The sequence below is a fragment of the Martelella lutilitoris genome (genome assembly GCF_005924265.1).
GTDB classification, from domain to species: Bacteria; Pseudomonadota; Alphaproteobacteria; order Rhizobiales; family Rhizobiaceae; genus Martelella; species Martelella lutilitoris.
Window position 1 is genome coordinate 90,065 of sequence record NZ_VCLB01000002.1, and the last position, 23,396, is coordinate 113,460.

The 23,396-nt window shown below is 63.1% G+C and carries 21 protein-coding genes; 10 read left to right on the top strand and 11 right to left on the bottom strand.

Annotated features, from left to right (window positions below; genetic code table 11):
- Nucleotides 1-39 precede the first annotated feature (39 nt).
- The 6 genes from FF124_RS03265 to FF124_RS03290 form a co-directional block, all read right to left on the bottom strand.
- Nucleotides 40-768: an amino acid ABC transporter ATP-binding protein gene (locus FF124_RS03265; RefSeq protein WP_138747062.1), complete on the bottom strand. Its 729-nt coding sequence runs from the start codon at nt 766-768 to the stop codon at nt 40-42.
- Nucleotides 765-3,641, bottom strand: coding sequence for an FAD-dependent oxidoreductase (locus tag FF124_RS03270; RefSeq protein ID WP_246072162.1), 2,877 nt, complete (start codon nt 3,639-3,641; stop codon nt 765-767). Before FF124_RS03270 ends, FF124_RS03265 begins: the two co-directional genes overlap by 4 nt.
- 61 nt (nt 3,642-3,702) lie before the next feature.
- Nucleotides 3,703-4,593, bottom strand: a complete 891-nt coding sequence (gene dapA / locus FF124_RS03275; RefSeq protein WP_138747064.1) for a 4-hydroxy-tetrahydrodipicolinate synthase — start codon at nt 4,591-4,593, stop codon at nt 3,703-3,705.
- A gap of 17 nt (nt 4,594-4,610) precedes the next feature.
- The gene (locus FF124_RS03280; RefSeq protein ID WP_138747065.1) at nt 4,611-5,303 is read right to left on the bottom strand and encodes an amino acid ABC transporter permease; all 693 of its coding nucleotides are present in this window, start codon (nt 5,301-5,303) and stop codon (nt 4,611-4,613) included.
- A gap of 78 nt (nt 5,304-5,381) precedes the next feature.
- A complete protein-coding gene (locus FF124_RS03285) occupies nt 5,382-6,215 on the bottom strand; it encodes an ABC transporter substrate-binding protein (RefSeq protein WP_138747066.1) in 834 nt (277 codons plus the stop codon).
- Between the two features lie 113 nt (nt 6,216-6,328).
- Nucleotides 6,329-6,976 (bottom strand): GntR family transcriptional regulator, encoded by a 648-nt coding sequence (locus tag FF124_RS03290; RefSeq protein ID WP_138747067.1) that lies wholly within the window; start codon nt 6,974-6,976, stop codon nt 6,329-6,331.
- A 112-nt stretch (nt 6,977-7,088) separates the two neighbouring features.
- Between FF124_RS03290 and FF124_RS03295 the strand changes: the two genes are divergently transcribed.
- Nucleotides 7,089-7,772 (top strand): GntR family transcriptional regulator, encoded by a 684-nt coding sequence (locus FF124_RS03295; protein ID WP_246072163.1) that lies wholly within the window; start codon nt 7,089-7,091, stop codon nt 7,770-7,772.
- A 17-nt stretch (nt 7,773-7,789) separates the two neighbouring features.
- Here the strand turns inward: FF124_RS03295 and FF124_RS03300 are convergent, their stop codons facing one another.
- The 3 genes from FF124_RS03300 to FF124_RS03310 are packed head-to-tail and all read right to left on the bottom strand — an operon-like array spanning nt 7,790 to nt 10,990.
- The gene (locus tag FF124_RS03300; RefSeq protein ID WP_138747068.1) at nt 7,790-9,277 is read right to left on the bottom strand and encodes an FGGY-family carbohydrate kinase; all 1,488 of its coding nucleotides are present in this window, start codon (nt 9,275-9,277) and stop codon (nt 7,790-7,792) included.
- A 19-nt stretch (nt 9,278-9,296) separates the two neighbouring features.
- Nucleotides 9,297-10,097, bottom strand: a complete 801-nt coding sequence (locus FF124_RS03305; RefSeq protein WP_138747069.1) for a BtpA/SgcQ family protein — start codon at nt 10,095-10,097, stop codon at nt 9,297-9,299.
- Nucleotides 10,098-10,144: 47 nt separating this feature from the next.
- Nucleotides 10,145-10,990: a DeoR/GlpR family DNA-binding transcription regulator gene (locus FF124_RS03310; RefSeq protein ID WP_138747070.1), complete on the bottom strand. Its 846-nt coding sequence runs from the start codon at nt 10,988-10,990 to the stop codon at nt 10,145-10,147.
- Nucleotides 10,991-11,166: 176 nt separating this feature from the next.
- Between FF124_RS03310 and FF124_RS03315 the strand changes: the two genes are divergently transcribed.
- Nucleotides 11,167-11,946, top strand: a complete 780-nt coding sequence (locus tag FF124_RS03315; RefSeq protein ID WP_138747071.1) for an SDR family NAD(P)-dependent oxidoreductase — start codon at nt 11,167-11,169, stop codon at nt 11,944-11,946.
- A gap of 50 nt (nt 11,947-11,996) precedes the next feature.
- Nucleotides 11,997-13,166 carry an ABC transporter ATP-binding protein gene (locus FF124_RS03320; protein ID WP_138747072.1) on the top strand — a complete coding sequence of 390 codons (1,170 nt, stop codon included), beginning with the start codon at nt 11,997-11,999 and terminating at the stop codon, nt 13,164-13,166.
- A gap of 32 nt (nt 13,167-13,198) precedes the next feature.
- Here the strand turns inward: FF124_RS03320 and FF124_RS03325 are convergent, their stop codons facing one another.
- Nucleotides 13,199-14,872 carry an ABC transporter permease gene (locus FF124_RS03325; RefSeq protein ID WP_138747073.1) on the bottom strand — a complete coding sequence of 558 codons (1,674 nt, stop codon included), beginning with the start codon at nt 14,870-14,872 and terminating at the stop codon, nt 13,199-13,201.
- Between the two features lie 407 nt (nt 14,873-15,279).
- On the opposite strand from FF124_RS03325, the gene FF124_RS03330 reads away from it, so the two are divergent.
- Nucleotides 15,280-16,725 carry an aldehyde dehydrogenase gene (locus FF124_RS03330; RefSeq protein ID WP_138747074.1) on the top strand — a complete coding sequence of 482 codons (1,446 nt, stop codon included), beginning with the start codon at nt 15,280-15,282 and terminating at the stop codon, nt 16,723-16,725.
- A gap of 167 nt (nt 16,726-16,892) precedes the next feature.
- Here the strand turns inward: FF124_RS03330 and FF124_RS03335 are convergent, their stop codons facing one another.
- Nucleotides 16,893-17,489, bottom strand: a complete 597-nt coding sequence (locus FF124_RS03335) for a LuxR C-terminal-related transcriptional regulator (protein WP_210237426.1) — start codon at nt 17,487-17,489, stop codon at nt 16,893-16,895.
- Nucleotides 17,490-17,593: 104 nt separating this feature from the next.
- On the opposite strand from FF124_RS03335, the gene FF124_RS03340 reads away from it, so the two are divergent.
- From FF124_RS03340 to FF124_RS03365, 6 genes are read left to right on the top strand one after another with little or no spacing between them, the layout of a single operon-like run.
- Nucleotides 17,594-18,796: a substrate-binding domain-containing protein gene (locus tag FF124_RS03340; RefSeq protein WP_210237427.1), complete on the top strand. Its 1,203-nt coding sequence runs from the start codon at nt 17,594-17,596 to the stop codon at nt 18,794-18,796.
- A 10-nt stretch (nt 18,797-18,806) separates the two neighbouring features.
- The gene (locus FF124_RS03345) at nt 18,807-19,574 is read left to right on the top strand and encodes an ABC transporter ATP-binding protein (protein ID WP_138747077.1); all 768 of its coding nucleotides are present in this window, start codon (nt 18,807-18,809) and stop codon (nt 19,572-19,574) included.
- On the top strand, nt 19,571-20,278 hold the full coding sequence (locus tag FF124_RS03350) for an ABC transporter ATP-binding protein (protein WP_138747078.1): 708 nt from the start codon (nt 19,571-19,573) through the stop codon (nt 20,276-20,278). Before FF124_RS03345 ends, FF124_RS03350 begins: the two co-directional genes overlap by 4 nt.
- A 9-nt stretch (nt 20,279-20,287) precedes the next feature.
- Complete coding sequence (locus FF124_RS03355) at nt 20,288-21,280, top strand: branched-chain amino acid ABC transporter permease (RefSeq protein WP_138747079.1); 993 nt, start codon at nt 20,288-20,290, stop codon at nt 21,278-21,280.
- Nucleotides 21,277-22,347 (top strand): branched-chain amino acid ABC transporter permease, encoded by a 1,071-nt coding sequence (locus tag FF124_RS03360; protein ID WP_138747080.1) that lies wholly within the window; start codon nt 21,277-21,279, stop codon nt 22,345-22,347. The genes FF124_RS03355 and FF124_RS03360 overlap by 4 nt, the downstream gene beginning before the upstream one ends.
- Nucleotides 22,347-23,222 carry an alpha/beta fold hydrolase gene (locus FF124_RS03365; RefSeq protein WP_138747081.1) on the top strand — a complete coding sequence of 292 codons (876 nt, stop codon included), beginning with the start codon at nt 22,347-22,349 and terminating at the stop codon, nt 23,220-23,222. Before FF124_RS03360 ends, FF124_RS03365 begins: the two co-directional genes overlap by 1 nt.
- The last annotated feature ends 174 nt before the right edge of the window (nt 23,223-23,396 follow it).

Below are 23,396 nucleotides of genomic sequence, written 5' to 3' on the forward strand. Positions count from 1 at the left end.
CTTGCCTTGCTTTTTTTTCGGTTGGATCGGTTTTGCGCCTCAGTGCTGCAGGATCTTGCTCAGGAAAGCGCCGGTGCGCGGATTATGATTGCCGGAGAAGAAGTCTTCGCTCGGCCGGTCCTCGACGATCTCGCCCTGGTCGATGAACACGACGCGGGTGGAGACGCGGCGGGCGAAGCCCATCTCGTGGGTGACGACGATCATGGTCATGCCGTCCTTGGCCAGATCCGTCATCACGTCCAGCACCTCGGAGATCATTTCCGGATCAAGCGCCGAGGTCGGCTCGTCAAACAGCATGGCGATCGGGTCCATGGCAAGCGCACGGGCGATTGCGACGCGCTGCTGCTGGCCGCCCGAAAGCTGGCCCGGATATTTCTGCGCATGGTCAACAAGGCCGACGCGATCGAGAAGCTGCATCGCCTTGGTGTTGGCCGCGCCGTCGGAACGTCCGAGCACGATCTTCTGCGCCAACTTGATGTTCTCGATCACCGTGAGGTGCGGGAAAAGCTCGAAGTTCTGGAACACCATGCCCACCTGCGCGCGCAGTTCCGTCAGATCCGTCTTCGGATCGCCGACCTCAATGCCGTGGACCCGGATCGAGCCGCTGTCGAAGGGCTCAAGTCCGTTGATGCATTTGATCAGCGTCGATTTGCCGGACCCGGACGGTCCGCAGACGACGACGATCTCGCCGCGATCGACCTTGGTCGTGCAGCTCTTCAAGACGTCGAAATCGCCATAGGATTTGGTGAGGCCGTTGATCTCTATCATCTGGTGGTTCCCGTAAAGCGTTCGATTGAAAAGGGCGTCAGGTCGAACCCGGCATCCTCGCCGAGAATGCTGAGCGCCGTCGTTTTGCCGACCAGCGGGCCAAGCGTGTAGCCGTTCGAGGTGACGGCGTTGAAAAAACCGGGGCAGGCGGGATGTTCGCCCAGGATCGGCGCGCCGTCTATATTGATGTTCATCGCCGCCCAACTGCGGATCACATGCAGCTTGCGAAGACCCGGCACCACATGCTGGGCGACCCAGAGATTGCCCTCCAGGCTCTCCGGCAGCGGACGCGGGTGCTGGTGGACGGGATCGAGCCCCGCCGTCCAGCCACCGCCGATGATGAAATTGCCGTTTGCCGCCTGTTTCAGCGTCAGGTGCCGGTCTGCATGGGCGACAAGAGCGGTAATCGTCGGCTCCGCCGCCTCGGTGACGACCATCTGCAGCGGCGCGCCGAAGACCGGGATATCGAGCCCGAGCATGGCGCCGACCCTTGAGGCGAAGGCGCCCGCCGCATTGACGACGCGCTCCGCCTTGATGGGACCGCGTGAGGTGGCGAGGGTGAAGCCGTCATCGTCGCGCTCGATCGACAGAACCGAGCAGCGGTCGAAGAGCTGCGCGCCATGGCGTCTGGCTTCCCGCAGGACGCCGTCGGTCGCCACCAGCGGATTGATCTTGCCTTCCTGCGGACAGTAGGCCGCGCCGATGAAGCGGTCGGAAAGCGCGGGTTCGAGCCTGCGCAATTCGCCCTGTCCGATCACATGGCAGTCGATGCCCGCACGCCTTTCAACCTCGGTCTTTTCCTCGAGGAAACGGAGATGCGCCTCAGTCTCTGCAACCATCAGCCCGCCGGTGATCTTCATTTCGAAATCGCCGCCGGTCTCTTTTTGAAGCGCCTGCCACAGCGCAATCGACTCCCTCTGCAGAGGAAGGGTGCGCGCTGCCGGGCCGCCGCCGGCCTCGGCACGCGCGCCATGATCGAAGGAGAGAAGCTGGGCATGGAGACTGCCGGCATTGCCGCCGGAAGCGACTGCGTTCGGATAGGCATGCTCCAGTACAACGACATCCTCGCCGGCGCGCGCCAGGTAGAGCGCCGTCGAAATGCCGGCAATGCCGCCGCCAATGATGACGGTCGCGGCTTTTGAACGCGGCAATGGTTGGTCTGCCTGCAATGGCGGCCGGTCTGGCAACATCGCATGCTTGTGGCCGCCCCATTCGCCCTTTTCCACGGCGAGGGCCGCAAGGGGTATGGGTCTGAGCGGCATTTGCGGGGCGAGAAAGCCGTTCGTTTGTGAAGGAAGGGGCTTTCCGGCATTGGCGATTTCTGCGAGCGCTTTGCCGCAATAGCGCGACTGGCAGCGCCCCATGCCGGCGCGGGTCAGGCGCTTCAGGCTAGCGATATCCGAAACGCCGCGCTCAACGAGGTCGTTGAGCGCTTTGAGGCTGACGCCCTCGCACCGGCAGACGATCATGTCCTCATCGGGCGTTGCGTCATCCTCAATCGCAGGGGCGAAGAGCCGCCAGAGCGCCCTCTGGAAGCGGCGATGACGGGCAAGCATTCGGGTTTCCGCCGCTTGATCGATGACGGTCTTTCCGTTCAATCTTTCGATCAGCGCCGCTGCGGCCAGCCGGCCCTCGCTCATGGCCACGAAAGCGCCGCCGAAACGCGCCGCCTCGCCGATGACATGAATGTGGGGGAGCGAGGTCCTGCCGGTCGCATCGGTCAGGGTTTCAAGCGCGCCGTCCCGTGGTTCGTGGGCGCAGCCGAGCAGGCGCGGCAATTCGTTGGAAGCGGTAAAGTGGCCGCCGATCAGCACGGTGTCGGCGGCAATCGTCGTCCTGCCGCGCGCCGTCTCGATCGTGACGGTCTCCACCGCACCGCCGCCGTCAATACCTGCGAGACGGCTCTTCCAGTGGATCTTCACGCCGGCCGCGCGCAGCCGCGCCAGCTGGGTGGTGCCGGCAATGGCGAGCGCGCGATCGGATCGCATCAGCTCGAGCCCCGCCATCGGTCTCTTGAAGGGGGAGGCCGCCTCCTCGATGATGGCGGAGACCCTGCCGCCGGCGCGGACGATCTCCAGCGCGACCTGAAAATTCAGCGGGCCGTTGCCGGCAATGACGATTGAGCGCCCGGCCAATGTTCCGTAGCTACGCAACAGCGTTTGTGCCGCGCCGACCGTCATCGCGCCCGGCAGCGTCCAGCCCCTGACGGCGGGTGGGCGTTCATGCGCGCCGGTGGCAATGATGACCGCGCGCGCCCGGCAGTAAAACGCGCCGTCGGGCCCAAGACAGGAAAGGACGATGCGCCCGTCTTCCTCGTGAAATCCGCCCCAGACCAGCGTTTCATGGCGGATCATCACGCCTTTGGCTCGGACCCGGGCGATCAGATCGGCCCCGTCTGCGGCCTGGCGATCGGAGGAAAGCGCTGTCTTCGCGGCATCCGTGGCGGGTTGCTTGTAGAACTGGCCGCCGGCATCGTGGCGTTCGTCGATCATGACGACAGAAAGCCCGCTTGTCGCTGCCGTTTCCGCAGCCGCCAGCCCTCCGGGGCCCGCGCCAACGATCACCAGGTCCGTCTCGGTGGTCTCGATTGCCTCGGGCAGACGTGCGAGATCGGCGATCGCTGGGTTAGCGACCTGCGGTCGGGGCGCCTGCCGTCTCACGTCCATGCCGTCTTCGACGCGGCGCATGCAAGCGCGCTGGCTGACCTTGCCGTTGATGGTCACAAGACAATCATGGCAGGCGCCCATGCCGCAGAAGAGCCCTCGCTCTTCTCCCTTGACGTCGCGGGAAAAGCCATGGCAGCCCCAGGCCTCAAGCGCCGACGCCACCGAGCTTCCGGGTTCGACGGAAAGCGGTGTGCCTTCGAAGGTCATTCGGACCTTCGATTGGGCTCCTGTTTCGGCGTTCGCGTGCGGGGCCATGACATTACGGCTTTCAGTTCGTGAAGCTGAGGCCGAAGGCCTCGACAAGCGCCTTCATCTCGGCGTCGCGGTCGTCGGGCAGCGGCAGGCGCGGCGGACGGGGCGGGCCGGCCTGAAAGCCCATATGGTTGAGCAGGGATTTGGAGCCGGCGACATAAGCCTGGCCGCCCACGGCGTTGATGACCGGCAGCCATTTGAGATAAAGCGCGCGCGCCTCTTCATATTTCTTCTCGTCCGCCACCAGCTCGAAGATCCGCGCCATCGGGCCGGGCGCGACATTGGAGGCGACCGCGACCCAGCCTTTGGCACCCATGACGAAGGATTCATACCCCATGATGCCGCCGAAAACGGTCATGTTGTCTCCAACGCCGAGAATGATATCGCGAACGCGGAAGATTTCGAGCGTTGATTCCTTGATATAGTCGCAGCCGTCGATCTCGGCGATCCGGGCAACCAGATCGGGCTTCAGGTCGACATTGGCCGTTGCCGGGTTGTTGTAGACCATCACCGGGATATCGATCGCGCCTGCGATCCGGCGGTAGTGCTCGACCAGCTCGTCGTCGGTGGGCGTCGAATAGAAGGGCGGGATCACCATCACCCCGTCCGCGCCCATGGCTTCGGCCTCGCGGCTGAGGCGCACGGCCTCCCTTGTATCTTCCGCGCCCGTGCCGATGAGAACGGGGACGCGGCCGGCCGCCGTCTCGATCACGGTGCGGGCAACGCCGTCGCGCTCTTCCTGGCTCAGCGACAGGAATTCGCCGGTAGAGCCGAGCGGGATGAGCCCGTGTATGCCCTGATTGATCTGCCAGTCTGTAAATTCTGCAAGTGCTTCCAGATCGACGCTGCCGTCATCGGCGAGCGGCGTGATCATCACGGTGAAGACGCCGCGAAAAGTCTTGGTCATGTCAATAGTCCTGTCATTCAGCGCTTCTCAGAGAGCGTCAACCGCGAGTCCGACTGGCCGAAATGCCGTTCGATGCGAACCTGGATCAGATCCCATAGCGTTGTCAGTAAGAGGTAGTAGATTGCCGCAACGGCGAAGAGTTCGAGCACCATGAAGCGTTCCTGGATCAGGATTTGCGTGCGGCGCAGAAGCTCCTCCATCGAGATGACGGAGGTGACGGAAGTGGTTTTCAACAGCCCGTTCACGGAATTGCCGAGCGGCGGGATGATGATGCGGAAGGCCTGCGGCATGATGATCTTGCGCATGATCTGCCGTTCCGTCATGCCGAGCGCGCGGCCGGCGCGCGACTGACCCTCGGAAACCGCCTCGATGCCGGAGCGGATGATCTCGGCGAGATAGGCCGCCTCGTTCAGCGAAAGGCCGAGAAGGGCGGCTTCCGTCACCGAAAAACGGATGCCGATCACCGGCAGCGCCGTATAGATGACGATCAGCTGCACCAGCAGCGGTGTGCCGCGGAAAAGCCAGATATAGGCTTTCGCGATCATCTTGACGATGCGGATGTTCGACCGGCGCATCATGGCGATGCCAAAGCCGAGAACCAGGCCCGCGACCAGCGAAACCGCCGTCAGCCAGATCGTGGTGACCACGCCGCCAAGGAGAAACGGATTGAAGAGATAGCTGAAAAAACCGGACCAGTTCCAAAGCGACATTGGGGGAAACTCCGTTGGAAACGGACGCAGCCCGGGGAGGGCCGCGTCCGCGTTTTCATGCGTGCGAACCGGAAGCGATCAGCGGCCGGGGCCCTTGACGGAATAGTCGCCATCGACCATCGGCAGGCCGTATTCCTCAAACAGCGCGCCGAGCGTGCCGTCGGCCTTCATCTCGACCAGCGTTTCGGATACGGCATCGGCAAGCGCGGGGCTCTTCATCGCGACGGCGACCGGGGCAGGGTAGAGGCCGGAGAGCGCAGTCTTGAAGTCGCCGCGCGTGTCATATTCCTTGGCAACGGCGTCGATCGAAACCACGCCGTCGACCTGGCCGGCGCGCAACGCCTGGAAGGCCATGGCGAAATTGTCGAAGGTGCGGATGTCGATGCCCTTCATGTTTTCGCCCTTCAGCTCCTCGTCCATCAGGCGCAGCTTGCTTTCCTCGAAGCCGCCAATCTCGACGCCGATGGTCATGCCGTCGAGGTCTTCCTTGGTGGCATATTCGGCATCGCTGTCAGGGGCGACGGAGATGCTGATCGCCTGGTTTTCGTAAGGGATCATCTGCATCAGCCCGGCTCGCTCCTCGGTGTAGAAGATGCCGGTGTTGATAAGGTCCCAGCGACCGGACTGAAGGCCGGGAATCATCGCGGAAAACTCGATGCGGACATATTCCGGTTCCAGGCAGAGACGCTTGGCGATTTCCTTGCCGAGCTCGATACGCATGCCCTGAAGGTCGCCCTTGGAATCAACGAACTGCAGCGGCGGCAGCGTCGGGTTGGTCGACATGATGAGCGTGCCGGGCGTGATCAGTTCGCTGTCGGCGACCTCGGGCGTGCAGTCCTGTGCATTCGCGACGGAGGCAGCGCCGAGAAGAAGGGTTGCGGAAAGCAATTTCATCGAAAGTGTTCTGGACATCTGTGTTCTTCCTCTGGGGTTATGGTTCTCGTCACTCGATTATGTGCTCAAGTGGGATCCCACTATAGTGCATAAATCGCCGTCCGATGCAAGCGCCTTTGACGCCGTCCCGGTCAGTAGTTCCTGAGGACACCCTCCCGCACCATGTCCAGATGCCGGATCATGGCCTGGCGGGCGCGGTCTGCGTCTTCATCAGCCAGCGCCTCGATGATGGCGCGGTGTTCAGCCACGCCCGGCTTGGACCTGCCGGTCCTTGCCTGCCGCTCGAAGATCGTGGTGTAGCGACGCATGTCGGCGATGGTCGTTTCCATGAAGCCGTTGCCGCATTGTCGGGCGATGGTCAGATGCAGGTTGTCATCGAAGCGCCAGACATCCTCCGGGTCGGGGTCCGGCGAGCGGTCGATCGCATCGAGTTCCTCGGTGAGCGCGGCAAGCCTTTCGGCTTCGATATTGCCGCAGGCCTGGGAGGCCGCCGTCGGCTCAAGCAGCATGCGCATGGCGAGGCTGTCGAGATATTCCTTCAGCGTGACGACCCTGACGGCCAAGAGCCCCTTGCCGGTGCGCACCAGAAGCCCTTCGCCCTCCAGCCGGCTGATGGCGTGGCGCATGGGGGAGCGCGACACGGAATGCTCGGCCGCCAGCCGGCGCTGCTGGATGACCGTGCCGCCCGCAAGCCGCGCCGACAGGATCTCCGCCAGGAGCGCGCGATAGGCTTCCTCGGCGAGGCTGGTTTCGGGTGGGCTTTCGGGGTCCTGAAGCATCGGCGGCAGATGTCCTTTGGTAAATGACGAAGATTATGCAAGATATGTGATTCTTGAAAGGCGTCGGGCGTCCTGTCGGCGTCCGCACCGCGACAATTCCGGGAAGTGAACTGTGACTGGCTCCGTAGCGCAACATAAACCGAAGTTTGAGGGGAAAGGCCAGCACAACCTCGCCTCTCTGACCTACCGGGCCGTCTCCGACATGATCCGCCACCGGCGCCTGCGCGGCGGCTCCGTCATCGTCGAGGCAAAGCTTGCCGAAGCGCTCGGTATCTCGCGAACACCGCTTCGCGAGGCGCTGCAGCGGCTTGAGGGCGAGGGGCTGGTGCTGAAGGGCAACGGCCGCAACTACGTGGTGCGCCGGGTCGATATCGGCGAATATCTGCAAAGCCTGAAACTGCGCCTTCTGATCGAGCCGGAAGCCGCCGTGCTTGCCGTGCCGTCGATCCCCAAGACGAAGCTGATCGCGGTGCGCCGCGAGGTTCAGGAACTTTTTGAGGCCAGCAGCTACCACACCGACGAGCACTGGTTCTCCGACGATAATCTGCACAACATGATCATCGATTATTGCGGCAATCAGGTCATGGCCAAGGTTCTGCGCGAGCTGAGGGCGACCACGCGGCTGTTCGAGATCGACCAGCTGAAAGACCGGTTGACGCCGGATTCCGCCGAGCATCTGGAGATCATCGAGGCGATCGAGAAAAAGGACCTCGAGGCGACCCGCATTTCGGTTGCCAACCATGTGCAAAGCCTGATCGATTTTGCCCGCCGGAACCTTGTTCTGGGGACGGGCTGAGTGCTTTCAGCCTGCCGTCACGCGTGCGGCTGGTAGAGCGAGCGGAAGCGGGCATAGGCCTCGTCATAGACCGTCTTGTTCGCGGCATCCGGCGTAATCGTTGGCCCCTGGCCGACGAAGGCGGAAACGCCCGCCCAGTCATCGACAAGACCCGCCCCCATCGCCGCCGTCCAGGCAACGCCGAGGCAGGAGCCCGGATGACCGGTGAGGCAATGCACAGGCTGCTGCAGCACATCGGCCACGATCTGCATCCAGATGGCGCTTTGCGCACCGCCATCGGAAACCAGGAAACGCGTGGTCTCAAGACCCATGTCGTTGAGCACATCGATATGGTGCCTGAGCGCATAGGCATAGGATTCCAGCAGCGCCCGCCAGAGATGGCCGATATCGTGCGAGAGCGTCAGGCCGGAGATCAGCCCGCGGGCATCGGGATCGTGGATCGGCGTCTTCTCGCCCAGAAGATAAGGCAGGATGACCACGCCCTCCGCGCCTGCGGGGCGGTTTTCGGCCAGCCGGTCGAGATAGCGGTAGACGGAAATGTCCTCGGCTTCGGCGGCAAGCTGTTCCCTGCCGGCAAAACTGGCGATGAACCAGTTGAGCGCCGAGCCGCCGGTCGACATGCAGCCATTCGGCATGAAAAGGCCGGGGATCAGATGATAGTCGAGGAACAGGCGCGGGTCGGGGCGCACCTTGTCGGTCGCCGTCAGGATATCGACCGCGCCGCCGAATTTCAGCAGAACGTCGCCGGCCTCCTGCACGCCCGCGCCGAAGGCGGAAGCCACCATGTCGGCCGCGCCGCCGACAACCGGCGTGCCGGCCTGTAGCCCGGTGAGCGCTGCGGCCTCTTCGGTCAATCCGCCCAGCACCTCGTGGGAGGCGATCTTCGGCGGAATGGCGCCTGCCGGAAGATGTGCCCAACCGATCAGGTCGTCATCGAGCTCGCCGCGCGAAACATCGACGAAGCCTGCTTCCAGCGCCCAGTTCTGCTCCACCGCGCGCTTGCCGGTGAGCTTGAAATTGATAAAGTCGTAGGAGCCTAAAACCGTGGCAATGCGGGAGAAAACCTCCTGTTCGTGCTTTTCGATCCAGCGCAATTTGGCGGTGACAAGCTGCTGGTTGATTCCGTTTCCGGCCTTGGCGATGAATTCGGCTTCGTCACGCTCGCGGCGCATGGCCTCCACCTCGCGCCCCGAACGCCCGTCGCTCTGCTGGATGGAGGGGCGGAGTACATTGCCTTCCTCGTCGAGAAGCACGACCGCCGGCAGCATGCCGGTGACGCCGACAGCGCCGACATCGGCGGGGTCCGTTCCCTCGATCGCCAGAAGCTCCTGCGTGATCGCCTGCACATTTTCCCACCACTCGGCGGGGTCTTCCTCGGCCCAGCCGTGATGCGGCGAGGAAAGCGTGACCGGGCGGCTCGCAAGACCCACGACCCGCTCCGGCAGTTCGATGAGAATGCCGATCGTGGATGTCGTCCCGATATCGAGACCGATCACATAAGCCATGCGGAGCCTCCGGGCGCGGTCAGCGCAGCGTTGCGACCTTGTCCATGAAGCGGCTGACGCGGTCCTGATCGACCGGGTTCCAGGTGTCGCCGTCCACCTTGAAATGCGTGCCGATGATGCAGCCGTCGGCAACCGACATGACATCGGTGACGTTGTCGATATTGACGCCGGTATTGGCAAAGACCGGCACCTCCTCGATCGCCTCGCACACCGTCTTCAGGTCCGACTGGTCGGCGGGCTGGCCGGTGATCGGGCCGGAGACCAGAATGGCATCGGCCATGGAGGAGAAGACGGCGCTCTTGGCTCTGAGGGCAATCGGGCGCTGGTCCAGCGGATGGGCGAATTCGGCATTGATGTTGAACAGAAGCTTCATGTCCTTTGCGCCGAGATTGGCGCGAAGCCTTGCGGGCGTGGCGCAATCGGGTGCCCACACGCCCATGTCGGAGGCAAAAACGCCGGTGAAGATCTCGCGCACGAAGCTTGCGCCCGTCACAGAGCCGATCGCAACACTGGCTTCCGGGTCCCAGAGATAATTGACGCCGAAGGGCACCTTGATCTCGGGCTTCAGCGCCTGCACCACGGCGGTCATCGCGGCAATGCCCTCGACGGGGGCCTTCTTCACATAGGGACGGTCATTCTCGTTGCCGAACATGATGGCGTCGACGCCGCCGGCCTGCAGCTTCTCGATATCGGCGAGAACATCGGCGATCAGCTTGTCGAGCCCGCCATCCTTGTCATATTGCGGCGAGCCGGGCAGGGCGCCGATATGGGCCATGGCGATGACGGCCTTCTTCTTGGCGCCGAAGAACTCGAAAATCATTGAAAACTCCATTCAATAAAAAGTCCGGCATGACCCGGAAATTGCGGTCAGGAGGCCATCTTGCGGGCGGGACTGGCGATACGGACTTCGACCTCGGCCTTTGAGAGCGCCTTGGCGATATCCGCCGGCGGCTCGGCGTCGGTGATCAGCACATCGAACTGCTCGAGATCGGCGACATGCACGAGCGACATGCAGGAAAATTTCGAGGCATCGCAGAGAACCACCTTGCGGGTCGAGCGGGCGAGGAACACGCGCTTCATCTCCGCATCGTCGAAGGAATAATCATAGATGCCCTGTTCGGTCAGGCCGGAAATGCCGATGAAGGCGATGTCGAACCAGAGGGCCTCGAACTCGGCAATGGCCGATGGGCCGGAAATCGACATCTCGTCGCCGCGCATGCGCCCGCCGGGCAGGTAGACTTCCGCCAGCCCTTCGCCGAGGAAGAAGGCATTGCGCACCGAACTGGTGAAGATCTTGGTATGCTGGCGGTCCTGAAGCCTTCGGGCAAGCAGCAGCGTCGTCGTGCCGACATCAAGCGCGATCGTGCGGGCGCCGGCGGAAAGCGCTTCGGCTTCCGCCGCGATTGCCTGCTTGGCAAGGCCGTTCTTTACCGCTCTGAGCTGGAAGGAGGGTTCGCCGGGAAGAGCCGTGGCCGGCGGCACGGAGGCGGGTTCTGCCGCCTGTTCGGAGCGCACGGCGCCGCCATGGGTGCGGGCAAGCTTGCCTTCCTTTTCTAGTTCGGCGAGGTCGCGGCGAATGGTCATCTCGGAAACGTTGAGCTGCCCGGCAACATCGGAGACCGAAAGGGCGCCGAATTCGGCAAGAACATCAAGGATGCGCGCATGGCGCACCTGCGCGAGAACCTTGGTTTTTTCTCCCTGCCCACCCTGCAAGACGGATCCTTTCGGTACGCTAAAGGTTTCGGTCGAGCGTTTTCAGGACGCCACGACTTGAACAATTCTGATCTTCATGACTAGCAGCAGGTTCGAACAAATTCAAACATTATTTTCTCTTGTTGTGTATGTTTTTGTTGATATATGATCGAACAAAACAATAAGGGGAACGAAAAATGACTCACCCGATCTTTCCGGAGCTTGAGGGCCGCAAGGCGGTCGTCACCGGCGGCGCCGGCGGCATCGGCCGCGCCATTGTCGAGGCGTTGAGACGCCAGAAGGTCAGTGTCGCGCTGTGCGATATCAATCCTGACGCTGCCGGAAAGACGGCTGCCGAGACCGGCTCCGTCGCCCTCTCCATTGATGTGCGCAAGCGCGAGTCAGTCGAGCAAGCTTTCGCGGAGGCGGAAGATAAGCTTGGCGGCTTCGACATGCTGTTTGCCAATGCCGGCGTCTCGACCATGCGGGCCGCCCTGGAACTCACCGACGAGGAGTGGGACTTCAACTTCGACGTCAACACGCGGGGCATCTTCCTGACCAACCAGATCGCCGGACGACGGTTCAAGGCGAATGGCAAGGGCGTGATCGTCAACACCGCCTCGCTTGCCGCCAAGGTCGGCGCGCCGTTTCTTGCGCATTACTCGGCGAGCAAGTTCGCCGTTCTCGGCTGGACCCAGGCGCTGGCGAAGGAGCTTGCCGGCGACGGCATCCGCGTCAACGCCATCTGCCCGGGCCTCGTCAAGACCGCGATGCAGGATCGCGAGGTTACCTGGGAGGCGGAGCTGCGCGGCATGACGCCGGACGCGGTGATCGCCGACTATATTGCCCAGACGCCGCTTGGCCGGCTGGAAACGGCGGAAGACGTCGCCGACGTGGCCGTCTTCCTCGCAAGCAATTCCGCCCGCTTCATGACCGGACAGGGCGTGAACGTCACCGGCGGCATCTACATGACGTAATCCCGCTTTGCGGACAGGCCTGAACTGACGACGAAAGAGCGGAAAAGCGCATGGCAGACATCATTTTCGACGGCATCGGCAAGCGTTATCCGGACGGTTTCGCCGCAATTGCCAATCTCGACCTTCACATCAGGGACGGCGAGTTCCTGGTGCTTGTCGGCCCGTCCGGCTGCGGCAAGTCGACCGCGCTCCGGATGATCGCGGGCCTTGAGGAGATCACCGACGGGCGGCTGATCATAGACGGCGTGATCGCCAACAACCTCGCTCCGCGCGACCGCGACATCGCCATGGTGTTCCAGTCCTATGCGCTTTATCCGCATCTGAACGTCGAGGAGAATATCGGCTTTGGCCTCAGGGTGCGCGGCGCGGAAAAGAAGGCGCTGGCCGAGAAAGTGCGCCAGACGGCCGAACTGCTGGAGCTTTCCGAACATCTGAAGCGCAAGCCCGGCCAGCTCTCCGGCGGCCAGCGGCAACGCGTCGCCATGGGCCGGGCGCTGGTGCGCGACCCGAAGGCCTTCCTCATGGACGAGCCGCTCTCCAATCTCGATGCACGGCTGCGCGGGCAGATGCGCACCGAAATCGCCCGCCTGCAGAAGTTGACCGGCGTCACCACAGTCTATGTGACCCATGACCAGGTGGAGGCGATGACCATGGGCGACCGCGTCGCAGTCATGCGTCACGGCGTGCTGCAGCAGCTTGACACGCCGCGCGCGCTCTACGATACGCCTGCCAATCTCTTCGTTGCCGGGTTCATCGGCGCACCGTCGATGAATTTCATGGCCGCCGATCTGGTAAAGACGGAAGGCGGCATCGATGCGCGGGTCGGCCCGTTCGAGTTCCTGTTCGAGGCCGATGATCTTGCCGCAAGGCCGGGCCTCAACCGATCGGCCGGCGACCGGGTGATCCTCGGCATCCGCCCGGAAATGTTCACGCCCGTCGATAACCCGGACAGTGCGGTCAATACCGTGACCGGCGAGGTCATTTTCGTCGAGGATCTGGGCTCCACCCTGCTCGCCCATGTCGATATCGGCTCCGCCGACGGCAGCCTGCGCGAGATCGGCGATGACGGCGAGGATGACGGCGCGCTCTCCGCTCCGAGGCTGCGCGTTGTTCTTGACGGCCAGACGCGGGTCAAGGCCGGCGAGACGATCACACTCGCCGTCGATGCCGGCCACATCCATGTCTTCAATGCCCAGACGGAAGGCGCGATCCGGGACTGAGCGCGGTTTCGCGTCCCGCTGCAGTGGAATTGTCAGGCGCGCCGATCCATGGCGCGCGAGACCAGCAGGACGGGCACCAGACCGGCGAGGATGATGATCATCGCCGGCACGGAGGCGCTTTCGACCTGGGCGCGCGAGGCGTCCTCATAGACGAGGGTCGCCAGCGTGTTGAAGTTGAACGGGCGCAGCAGAATGGTCGCCGAAAGTTCCTTCAGCGTTTCGATGAACACCAGGAGCGCCGCCGTCCACAGCGCTGGCCGCATGTTCGGCAACAGCACGGAAAAGAGCGCCTTTGCCGGTGAGCGGCCGAGCGTGCGGGCTGCCATGTCGAGGCTCGGCGACAGTTTGTGGAAGCCGGCATCGACACTGCCTTCCGCCATGGCGAGAAAGCGGACGGTGCAGGCATAGACGATGGCAAAGCCGCTGCCGGAGAGAATGAGCCCGCTGGAAATGCCGAAATTGGCGCGCAAGGCTCCGTCCACGGCGTTGTCGAGCCCGGCAAGCGGGATCAGTACGCCGATGGCGAGCACCGTGCCGGGAATGCCGTAGCCGAGGGAGGCGATCCGCGTGACGGAGCGGATCCTCGCGCCGGGATGGGTCCTGACCGCATAGGAAAGCGTCAGGCCGAACAGGACGGCGATGGCGGCGGCAAGTCCGGCGACGGCAAGCGAGGTGAAGAGCGCCTGAAGCAGACGCTCGGAGAGGAAATCTCCCAGCCGTTTGAGGGCGAAATCGGCAAGCACCAACGCCGGAATGGCGAAGCCGACGATGACCGGCAGCAGGCAGGCGAGACTTGCCATGAAAGCGGGAAATCCCGACAGCCGCTGGCGTTCGCTCTGGCCGGTTACCGAGCGGGCGGCGCTGTAGCGCTGGTTGCGCCGGGCGATCCGTTCCAGAAGGATGAGCGCCAGCACGAAAACCAGCATGATCGCCGAAAGCTGCGCCGCGCCTGCAAGATTGCCGCGATTGAGCCATGTCTCGTATATCGAGAAGGTCAGGGTGTTGACGCCGAGATATTGCACCGCGCCGATATCGTTGAGGCTTTCCATCATCACCAGGGTGAGGCCGACGACGATCGCCGGCCGGGCCATCGGAAGTTGCACGGTGCGGAACACGCGAAACCGCCCGGCGCCGAGCGTGCGCGCCACCTCGGCTGCGTTGCGGCCCTGCATGGAAAACACCGAGCGCGCCGTCAGGTAGACATAAGGATAAAGCACGCTCGACATCACCAGCACCGCGCCGCCGAGCGACCTGATATCCGGAAAATAATAGTCCCGCGCCGACCGAAAGCCGAAGAGGGCGCGGTAGAGCGTCTGCACGGGGCCGGTGAAATCGAAGAATTCGCCGAAGGCATAGGCCGAAAGGTAGATCGGCATGGCAAGCGGCAGCACCAGCGCGACCGAGAGGAACCGCCTGAACGGAAAGTCGAAGGAGACGACCAGCCAGGCGGCGACGACGCCGATCGTCCCCGTGGCAAGCCCGTTGAGGACGAGAAGCCAGAATGTGCGGCCCGCAACCCGCGGCAGAACCGTTTCGGCAAGATGGGCGATGGCGGAAAAATCCGAGGACAAGGCCAGCCAGCCGATCGCCGCCAGCGGCAGCAGCATCAGCGCGCAGATGAGGCCGGCCGCCAGCGGCAAAGGGCGGAGCGCGCGTCGCCGTAAAGGGCGGGCTGGGGTCGCGCTTTCGGCGAGATCGAGGGCCATTCTATCCGGTCATCGCTGATTGACGCTCTCTCAAGCGCCAAAGTTGACAAGTTTCGGCCGGTTTTATTGCCTCTCGTCAAATTGCGCAATATGTCCGCTTGCCGCAGCTGGAACCTGAGAAGGCTCGCTTGCTAGATTTGCGCTTACAGGAGGTTGTCCATTCGGAGCGGATCTGGGAGACCGGAGTTACCGCGCCTCAGTTTTCCGGGAGCGCTCCGAATGCACGTTCAAAAGAACGCCCCACTGATGCCTTTTCATCGAGAGGAGATGTCCGTTGCCGTTCTCTCCGGCGTGCTCACGAAGGCGCAGGCTGCCCTGGTCGGGATGCGCGGGACCTAGTATTGAACGAAATCGTGGAGCAGAATAAACGCGCCCGGACAGCCAGGCCAATCAAGGAGGAGACCAAGATGACAGTTGCATTCGTTGTGAACAACTCAGACGCAGAAGCCTCGGACAAGGGCACTTTTGACCGTATAGACCCGGTAACCGGTGCGGTCGCGACCACTGCGGCGGCAGCCAAGGCGGCTGATGCCGCGATCGTGGCAAAGGCGGCAGGCGCGGCCTTTCCCGCATGGGCCGCCACCGGCCCGGGCGAGCGTCGCGCTCTGCTCAACAAGGCGGCGGACATCATGGAGGCGAAGTCCGACGCGTTCATCGCCGCCATGATCGCGGAGACCGGCGCGACCGGCCCTTGGGCGGGCTTCAATGTCATGCTCGCGGCGGGCGGGATTCGCGAGGCGGCCGCCATGACCACCCAGATCGGCGGCGAGGTCATCCCCTCGAACAAGCCCGGCACGCTGGCCATGGGCGTGGCCACGCCAAAGGGCGTCTGCCTTGGCATCGCGCCGTGGAACGCTCCGGTGATCCTTGGCGCCCGCGCGCTGGCCATGCCGCTTGCGTGCGGCAACACGGTGATCCTGAAAGGTTCTGAAGCCTGCCCCAGGACGCACCGCATGATCGTCGACTGCTTTGTCGAGGCGGGTTTTCCCGAGGGCGTCGTCAACTACATCTCGAATGCGCCTGCCGATGCCGCCGAAGTGGTCAAGGCGCTGATCGAGGCGCCCGAGGTCAAGCACGTGAACTTCACCGGCTCCTCTGCCGTGGGGCGCATCATCGGGCGGCTTGCCGGCGAGAACCTGAAGCCGTCGCTGCTGGAACTGGGGGGCAAGGCCCCGTTGGTGGTTCTGTCCGACGCCGACATCGACGGCGCGGTGAATGCCGCGATCTTTGGCGCCTTCATGAACCAGGGCCAGATCTGCATGTCGACCGAACGGATCATCGTCGATGAAGAGATCGCCGATATTTTCGCGCAGAAGCTGGCAGACCGGGCGTCGAAACTGCCCTATGGCGATCCGCGCGGGCAGGTCGTGCTGGGTTCGCTTGTGAACCCCGAGGCTGGCGAAAAGATGGATGCCCTGATCGCGGATGCAACGTCGAAAGGCGCGACTGTCATCGCTGGCGGCCAGCGCGATGGCGCGATCCATTCCGCAACCCTGCTGGATGGCGTGACCGCCGGCATGCGCATCTATAGTGAGGAGAGCTTTGGCCCGGTCAAGTCGATCATCCGCGTCAAGGGTGATGCCGAGGCGATCCGTGTGGCCAATGACAGCGAATACGGCCTGTCCGCCGCTGTCTTCAGCCAGAACATCCAGCGTGCGCTGTCGGCGGCGAAAGAGATCAAGAGCGGTATCTGCCACATCAATGGCCCGACCCTGTCCGACGAGCCGCAGATGCCCTTCGGCGGCGTGAACGATTCCGGATACGGCAGGTTCGGCGGCAAGGCGGCGATCGCCGAATTCACCGACCTGCGCTGGATCACGATCGAGGACCCGAACCAGCACTACCCGTTCTGATACGGCGCGAGACCAGCCCCAGCGCGTTCGCCCGGTGCGCTGGGGCTTTTCCGTTCGGCGGCGCGGCCGCCAACGGGGTATCGCGAGCCGGTTCTGTCGACTCGCCCTTTCGCCAGTCACTGCGCCCAACGAGGGGCTTCCTCGCTCCGGAGCAGGCCGAAGGGAGGTCAGCCACGGGCAACGATGTGGGCGGCCTCCGCATCGCCCAGCGCCTGTAAAAGCGCACTCGTGTTGGAGACGCCGAACTTCTTCAGCATCCGGGCGCGATAGACCTCCACCGTGCGGTGGGAAAGCTCGATCCGCTGGGCGATTTCCTTGCTGGTCAGCCCTTCCGAGAGAAGCGAGACGATCTCGCGCTCGCGCCGCGTCAGCGCAAGATAGGGGCGGGAGGCGGAAAGATCGGCAAAGCTCCACACCGCGCGCTGCAGAGGCTCGTCGGGGGTGAAGGAATGGCCCCGCACGCGGCACCAGAACAGCGTGCCGTCTTTTCGCGCCATGATCCGTTCATCCCAGTAGCCACCGCCCTGCTTGAGCTGTTCAACGCCGCGATCACGGATATTCTCGAATTCGGCCTCCGAGGGGTACAGCAGTGAAAACGTCTGCTCCTTCAGCGCCGCCCGCTCATAGCCGAACATGCGGGCAAAGGCGAGGTTGCAGTCGCGGATGACGCGGTTCTCGGTGACCACAAGCCCGACCGGGGCAAAGGTGAAGGCAAGCTCCGCGAAATCGCCCTCTGCAAAAGCATCCTCGATACGTATTCTCACGATATTCCCCAAACAGGCTGGTCTCATATAGGCTGTTCGCCAGAGGATATGTCAGGGGAAACCTGCCTACAACTGGCGGCGGCCCCTTCATGGAGGAGACAATGATGACCATTTTGTCGCGGTTCTTCGGACCGCTTGTTCTCGGTGTGGCGGTCGCGACTGGCGCCCATGCTGCGGATCCGATCAAGATCGCCCTTGTTCACGGGCTTTCCGGCAGCACCTTCGAGGCCTTTTCCAAGCAAAGCGAGACCGGGTTCGAGCTCGGGCTGGAATATGCGACCAACGGCACCAACGCGATCAACGGCCATCCGATCGAGATCATTCACAAGGATACGCAGTTCAAGCCGGATGTCGGTCGCGCCGTGCTGGCCGAGGCCTATGGCGATGACGATGTGCTTCTGGCCGTCGGGGCGACGTCGTCCGGCGTGACCGCGGCCATGCTGCCGGTGGCGGAGGAATACGAAAAACTGCTGATCGTCGAGCCGGCGGTCGCCGACAGCCTGACCGGACCCGACAGCAATCGCTATATCTTCAAGACCTCGCGCAATTCATCGATGGACATGCAGGCCCAGGCGCTGGCGCTGCAACCGGATGAGAACCTCTATGTAGCAACGCTCGCCGAGGATTATGCCTTCGGCCGCGACGGCATCATTGCCTTCAAGACCGCGCTGGAAGGATCAGGCGCCACCGTGGTGGGCGAGGAATATGTGCCGCAGGGGACCACCGACTTCACGGCCGCGACCGAGCGCATGTTCAACGCGCTGAAGGACCAGCCGGGTCGCAAGGTCATTCTCGTCTATGTCGCCGGCGGCGGCGATCCGATGGGCAAGATCCAGGCCATGGAGCCGGAGCGCTATGGCATCGAACTGTCGACCACCGGCAACATCCTGTCGGTGCTGCCGACCTACAAGCGCGTTCCCGGCATGGAAGGCGCCGTCTATTACTATTACGAAAGCTACGACAACCCGATCAATGACTGGTTGGTGAAGACCCACGAGGAACGTTTCGGCACGCCGCCCGACTTCTTCACCGCAGGCGGAATGTCGGCGGCGCTGGCCGTGGTCAAGGCGATCGAAACCGCCGAGACGCTTGATACGGACGGGCTGATCGAAGCGATGGAAGGCATGAGCTGGGATACGCCCAAGGGCGAGATGAAGTTCCGGCCGGAAGACCATCAGGCCATGCAGTCGATGGTTCATTTCAAGATCAGGGTCGATCCCGATGTCGACTGGGCGATCCCGGAACTCGTGCGCATCATCGAACCCGGCGAAATGACGATTCCCGTCGGCCGCAACAATCAGGAATAACGGTATCCTCGTGACAAACCCGACTCTCGTGACTGAGGGACTGACCATTCGGTTCGGCGGCCATGTGGCCGTCGACCGGGTGAACTGCGCCTTCAGGCCCGGCGAGCTGACCGTGATCGTCGGTCCCAATGGCGCCGGAAAGACCACCTACTTCAACCTGATCTCCGGCCAGCTGGCGGCGACCTCGGGCCGGGTGATGAAAGACGGCGTCGATATCACGCGTCTTTCCCCGTCCGCCCGCGCCCGCCATGGCGTCGGCCGCGCCTTTCAGTTGACCAATCTGTTTCCGGCGCTCTCCGTTCTGGAAAATATCCGCCTCGCGGTTCAGGCGCGCGCCGGGGCCGGCTGGCACATGTTCAGGGGCGTTGCCGCCTTTCATGAGATCAACGCGCGTGCGGAACGCTATCTCGAGGCCGTCAGGCTCTCAAACGTGGCCTACAAACCCGCCGCCTCGCTGCCCCATGGCGACCAGCGAAAGCTGGAGGTGGCGCTTTTGATGGCCATGGAACCGGATATCTACATGTTTGATGAACCGACGGCCGGCATGTCGCTCGACCATGCGCCGGATGTGCTCGATCTGATTGCTGAGATCAAGCATGACCATTCCAAGACCGTGCTTCTGGTGGAGCACAAGATGGAGGTGGTGCGTGCGCTCGCCGACCGTATCATCGTTCTGCACAATGGCGCGCTTCTGGCCGATGGGCCGCCGGCGGCAATCATGGCGAGCGACATCGTCCGCGACGTCTATCTCGGGAAATCCGGGGAGCATGCGGCATGAGCGCGCTTTTGACCATCGAGCACATGAAAACCGATATCGGCCAGTACAAGGTGTTGCACGATGTCTCCTTTTCCGTGCCGCAAGAGGGCGTCTTCGTGCTGCTCGGTCGTAATGGCGCCGGCAAGACCACGACCCTGCGTTCGATCATGGGGCTCTGGCGGCCCTCGCCGGGCTCGGTCCGTTTTCGCGAAGAGGATATCACCGGCCTGCACACCGCCGATATCGCCAGGCGCGGCATCGCCTATGTGCCGGAAGATATGGGCATCTTCGGCGGATTGACGGTGGCGGAAAACCTGGTGCTGGCAACGGCCGGCGGCACGCCCGAAGAGGGACGTCTTGCCCGCATTTTCGAACTTTTTCCAGCGATCGAGAAATTCTGGACCAAGCCGGCGCGCGCGCTTTCCGGCGGCCAGAAGCAGATGCTGGCCGTCGCCCGCGCGATAATCGAGCCGCGGGCGCTGATCCTGATCGACGAGCCGACCAAGGGACTGGCGCCCGCCATTATCGACGCGATGGCCGACGCCTTTGCGGAAGTGGCGAAAGCAACGCCGATCCTGCTGGTCGAACAGAATTTTCACTTCGCCAGTCGGCTCGGAACAAATGTGGCGGTGATCGAGGACGGCCATGTCGTCCATCAGGGCGCCATGGCGGATTTCGTTGCCGACCGCGCTCTGCAGGAACGGCTTTTGAGCCTGTCGGCCTGAGGAAGAAGAATGTCTGAACTCAATAAACTTCTCGATCGGGCTGGCGGGGTCAACCTGCTGCCGGTTCTGCTGGCGGTGATCGCCTTCGTGCTGATCGGCCAGCCATCCTCGTGGGCGACGCTCACGGTGGCAGGCCTTGCCATGGGCATGATGGTGTTTCTGATGGCCTCCGGCCTATCGCTGGTGTTCGGCATGATGGATGTGCTGAATTTCGGTCACGCCGCCTTCATCTCTTTCGGCGCCTTTGTCGCCGCAAGCGTTCTGGCGGCACTGAACGGCTGGCTCGGTTCCGACAGCGTCGTCCTGTCCGGCCTCGCTTTCGCGCTCGCCTTCATCGCGGCCATCACGTTCGGGCTGGCGGCGGGCTGGTTCTTCGAGACCGTCGTGATCAAGCCGGTCTATCGCGATCATCTGCGCCAGATCCTGATTACAATGGGAGCGATGATCGTCTCCGAGCAGATCATCCTGGCAATCTGGGGCGGCACGCCGATCGCCGTGCCGCGCCCGCATTTTCTTGAAGGCGCCTGGATCATCGGCGACGTGTCGATCGAGGTCTATCGCGTCTTTGCCTTCCTCCTCGGACTTGTCGCCTTTGTCGGGCTCCACATGGCGCTGAATCACACAAGGATCGGACTTCTGATCCGCGCCGGCGTGGAAAACCGCGAGATGGTCGAAACGCTCGGCTTCCGCGTCGACCGGCTGTTCATCGCCGTCTTCATGGTCGGCTCGGCGCTCGCCGCCCTCGGCGGCGCCATGTGGGGCGGCTACCAGACGCTGATCACGCCGGCGCTCGGCAACCAGATGATGATCATCGTATTCATCGTCGTTATCATCGGCGGGCTCGGCTCCATCGGCGGCACGCTGCTCGGCGCCATCACGGTCGGTCTCGTCACCAATTATGTCGGCTTCCTGGCGCCGAAGATGGCGCTCGCATCCAACATGATCCTGATGACCGCGATCCTTCTGTGGCGTCCCAACGGATTGAGGCCCGCCGTCAAATGATCAACCGGACCACTTACGGCGCCATCGGCGTCAAGACGGCAGCGCTCCTCATCTGGGCCGTCCTGCTTTTCGCGCCCTTCCTGTTTCAGGATGTGCGCTCGATCGAGGTCGCCGCCCGCGTGCTGATCTTCATTGCCCTGGTGGCAAGCTACGACCTCCTGATCGGCTACACCGGCATCGTGTCCTTCGCTCACACCATGTTTTTCGGCTTCGGGGCCTATGGCGTGGCGATCGCGCTCAAGCATTCCGGTCCCGGATGGGGCCAGATCGCGCTCGGCGCCTTTGCAGGTCTTGTTGTGTCGGTGATTGTCGCGGCCGCCATCGGCCTTCTCAGCCTGCGCGTCAAGGCCATCTTCTTCGCCATGATCACCCTTGCGGCCGGCTCGGTCGTGCTGGTGCTCGCCTCGCAGATGTCGCAGTTCACCGGCGGCGAGGATGGAATCACCTACAGCGTCCCCGCATTGTTCAAGCCGGCAACCAAGCTTCTGGTCGATGCCGACGGCAAGGTCGCAACCCTGTTCGGGGTCAGGCTCAACGGCAAGATCGCCGCCTATTATTTCGTCTTCCTGTTTTCCGGTCTGATCTTTGCCGCCATGTTGCGCCTTGTGGTGTCTCCGCTCGGCACGGTCTTGAAGGCGATCCGCGAAAACGAGGGGCGCGCGGAGGCGATCGGCTACCGGGTTGTGGCCTACCGGACCTTCGTCTTCTGCATATCCGCCGTCGCCGCCTCGCTCATCGGTTCGGTCTATGCCGTCTGGCTGAAATATACCGGGCCGGATACATCGCTCTCGTTTGCCATCATGATCGATATCCTGCTGATGGTCGTCATCGGCGGCATGGGCACGATGTGGGGCGCGGTGATCGGCGCTTCCCTGCTGGTCGTGGCGCAGTTCTATCTCCGCGATCTCATGGAGATGGCGGCGTCGGCGCTCTCCGCAATCCCGCCGGCGGCGGTGCTGATGGACCCGGATCGCTGGCTGCTCTGGCTCGGTCTGATCTTTATCCTGCTGGTCTATTTCTTCCCCAAAGGGATTGCCGGAACGGCGATGGAAAAGGGAAAACGATAATGCAACAGCCGCGCTTTGCCTTTGTGCCGGTCGGCCGCCATGAGCTCCACGTGACCGAGTGGGGCGATCCCGCCGCGCCGCCGATCGTCCTGTGGCACGGTCTGGCCCGCACGGGCCGCGATTTCGACGAGCTCGCCGAAGCGCTTTCCGCCGATCATTTCGTTCTCTGCCCGGATACGATCGGACGCGGCCTTTCGAGCTGGGCGCATGATCCCGCAACGGATTATTCGCTGGAATCCTATGCCGATCTCGCCATCGGCCTGCTCGACCATTACGGGATCGATCGGGCCGGCTGGCTCGGCACGTCCATGGGCGGACTGATCGGCATGCGGATCGCCTCGGGGGCCTGCGCAGACAGGCTTTCCTTCCTTGTGATCAACGATATCGGTCCGGAACTGCCGAAGCCGGCGGTCGAGCGGATCATCGCATATTCCGACAGCATGCCGCAATTCGACGGCCTCGCGAGGGCCGACAACTGGTTCCGCAGCACCTATCTCCCCTTTGGCCCCGCCCCGGAGGCCTTCTGGATCCGCATGACACGAAATTCCGTCCGAAGGCTCGCGGATGGCGGATTCACCGTCCATTACGATCCGAGGATCACCGTTCAGTTCACGGCCTCGTCCGACGAGCTTTTAAGCTGGGAACGCTACTCCCGCATCACGCTCCCGACCCATCTGGTCTGGGGCACGCAGTCCGACCTGCTGACAGAGCAGATCGTGGCGCGGATGAAGGCCGAGGGCCCGAAGCCGTTCGTCACCGCCTTCACCGATTGCGGTCACGCGCCGTCTCTGTCGTCGTCCGAGGCGATCACGGAGATGAAGGCACAGATCGTCCGTCTTGAGGCGGCAGCCGGAAGGGGGGCGACCGGTGCGTGAGGCGAAGCAGGTCTGATCCGGACGCTGTACCCCGTGATATCCGCAATGCTTTGCGCGTTCGTAGCCCGCCATCGGCATTGACGCTTGTTTCTCAAACCGGGACACGGACGGTTCTTGGTCAACGACAAGCTGCCACTCCGGCACAACGGAGCAGCGGTCGCATCCGGCAATGCC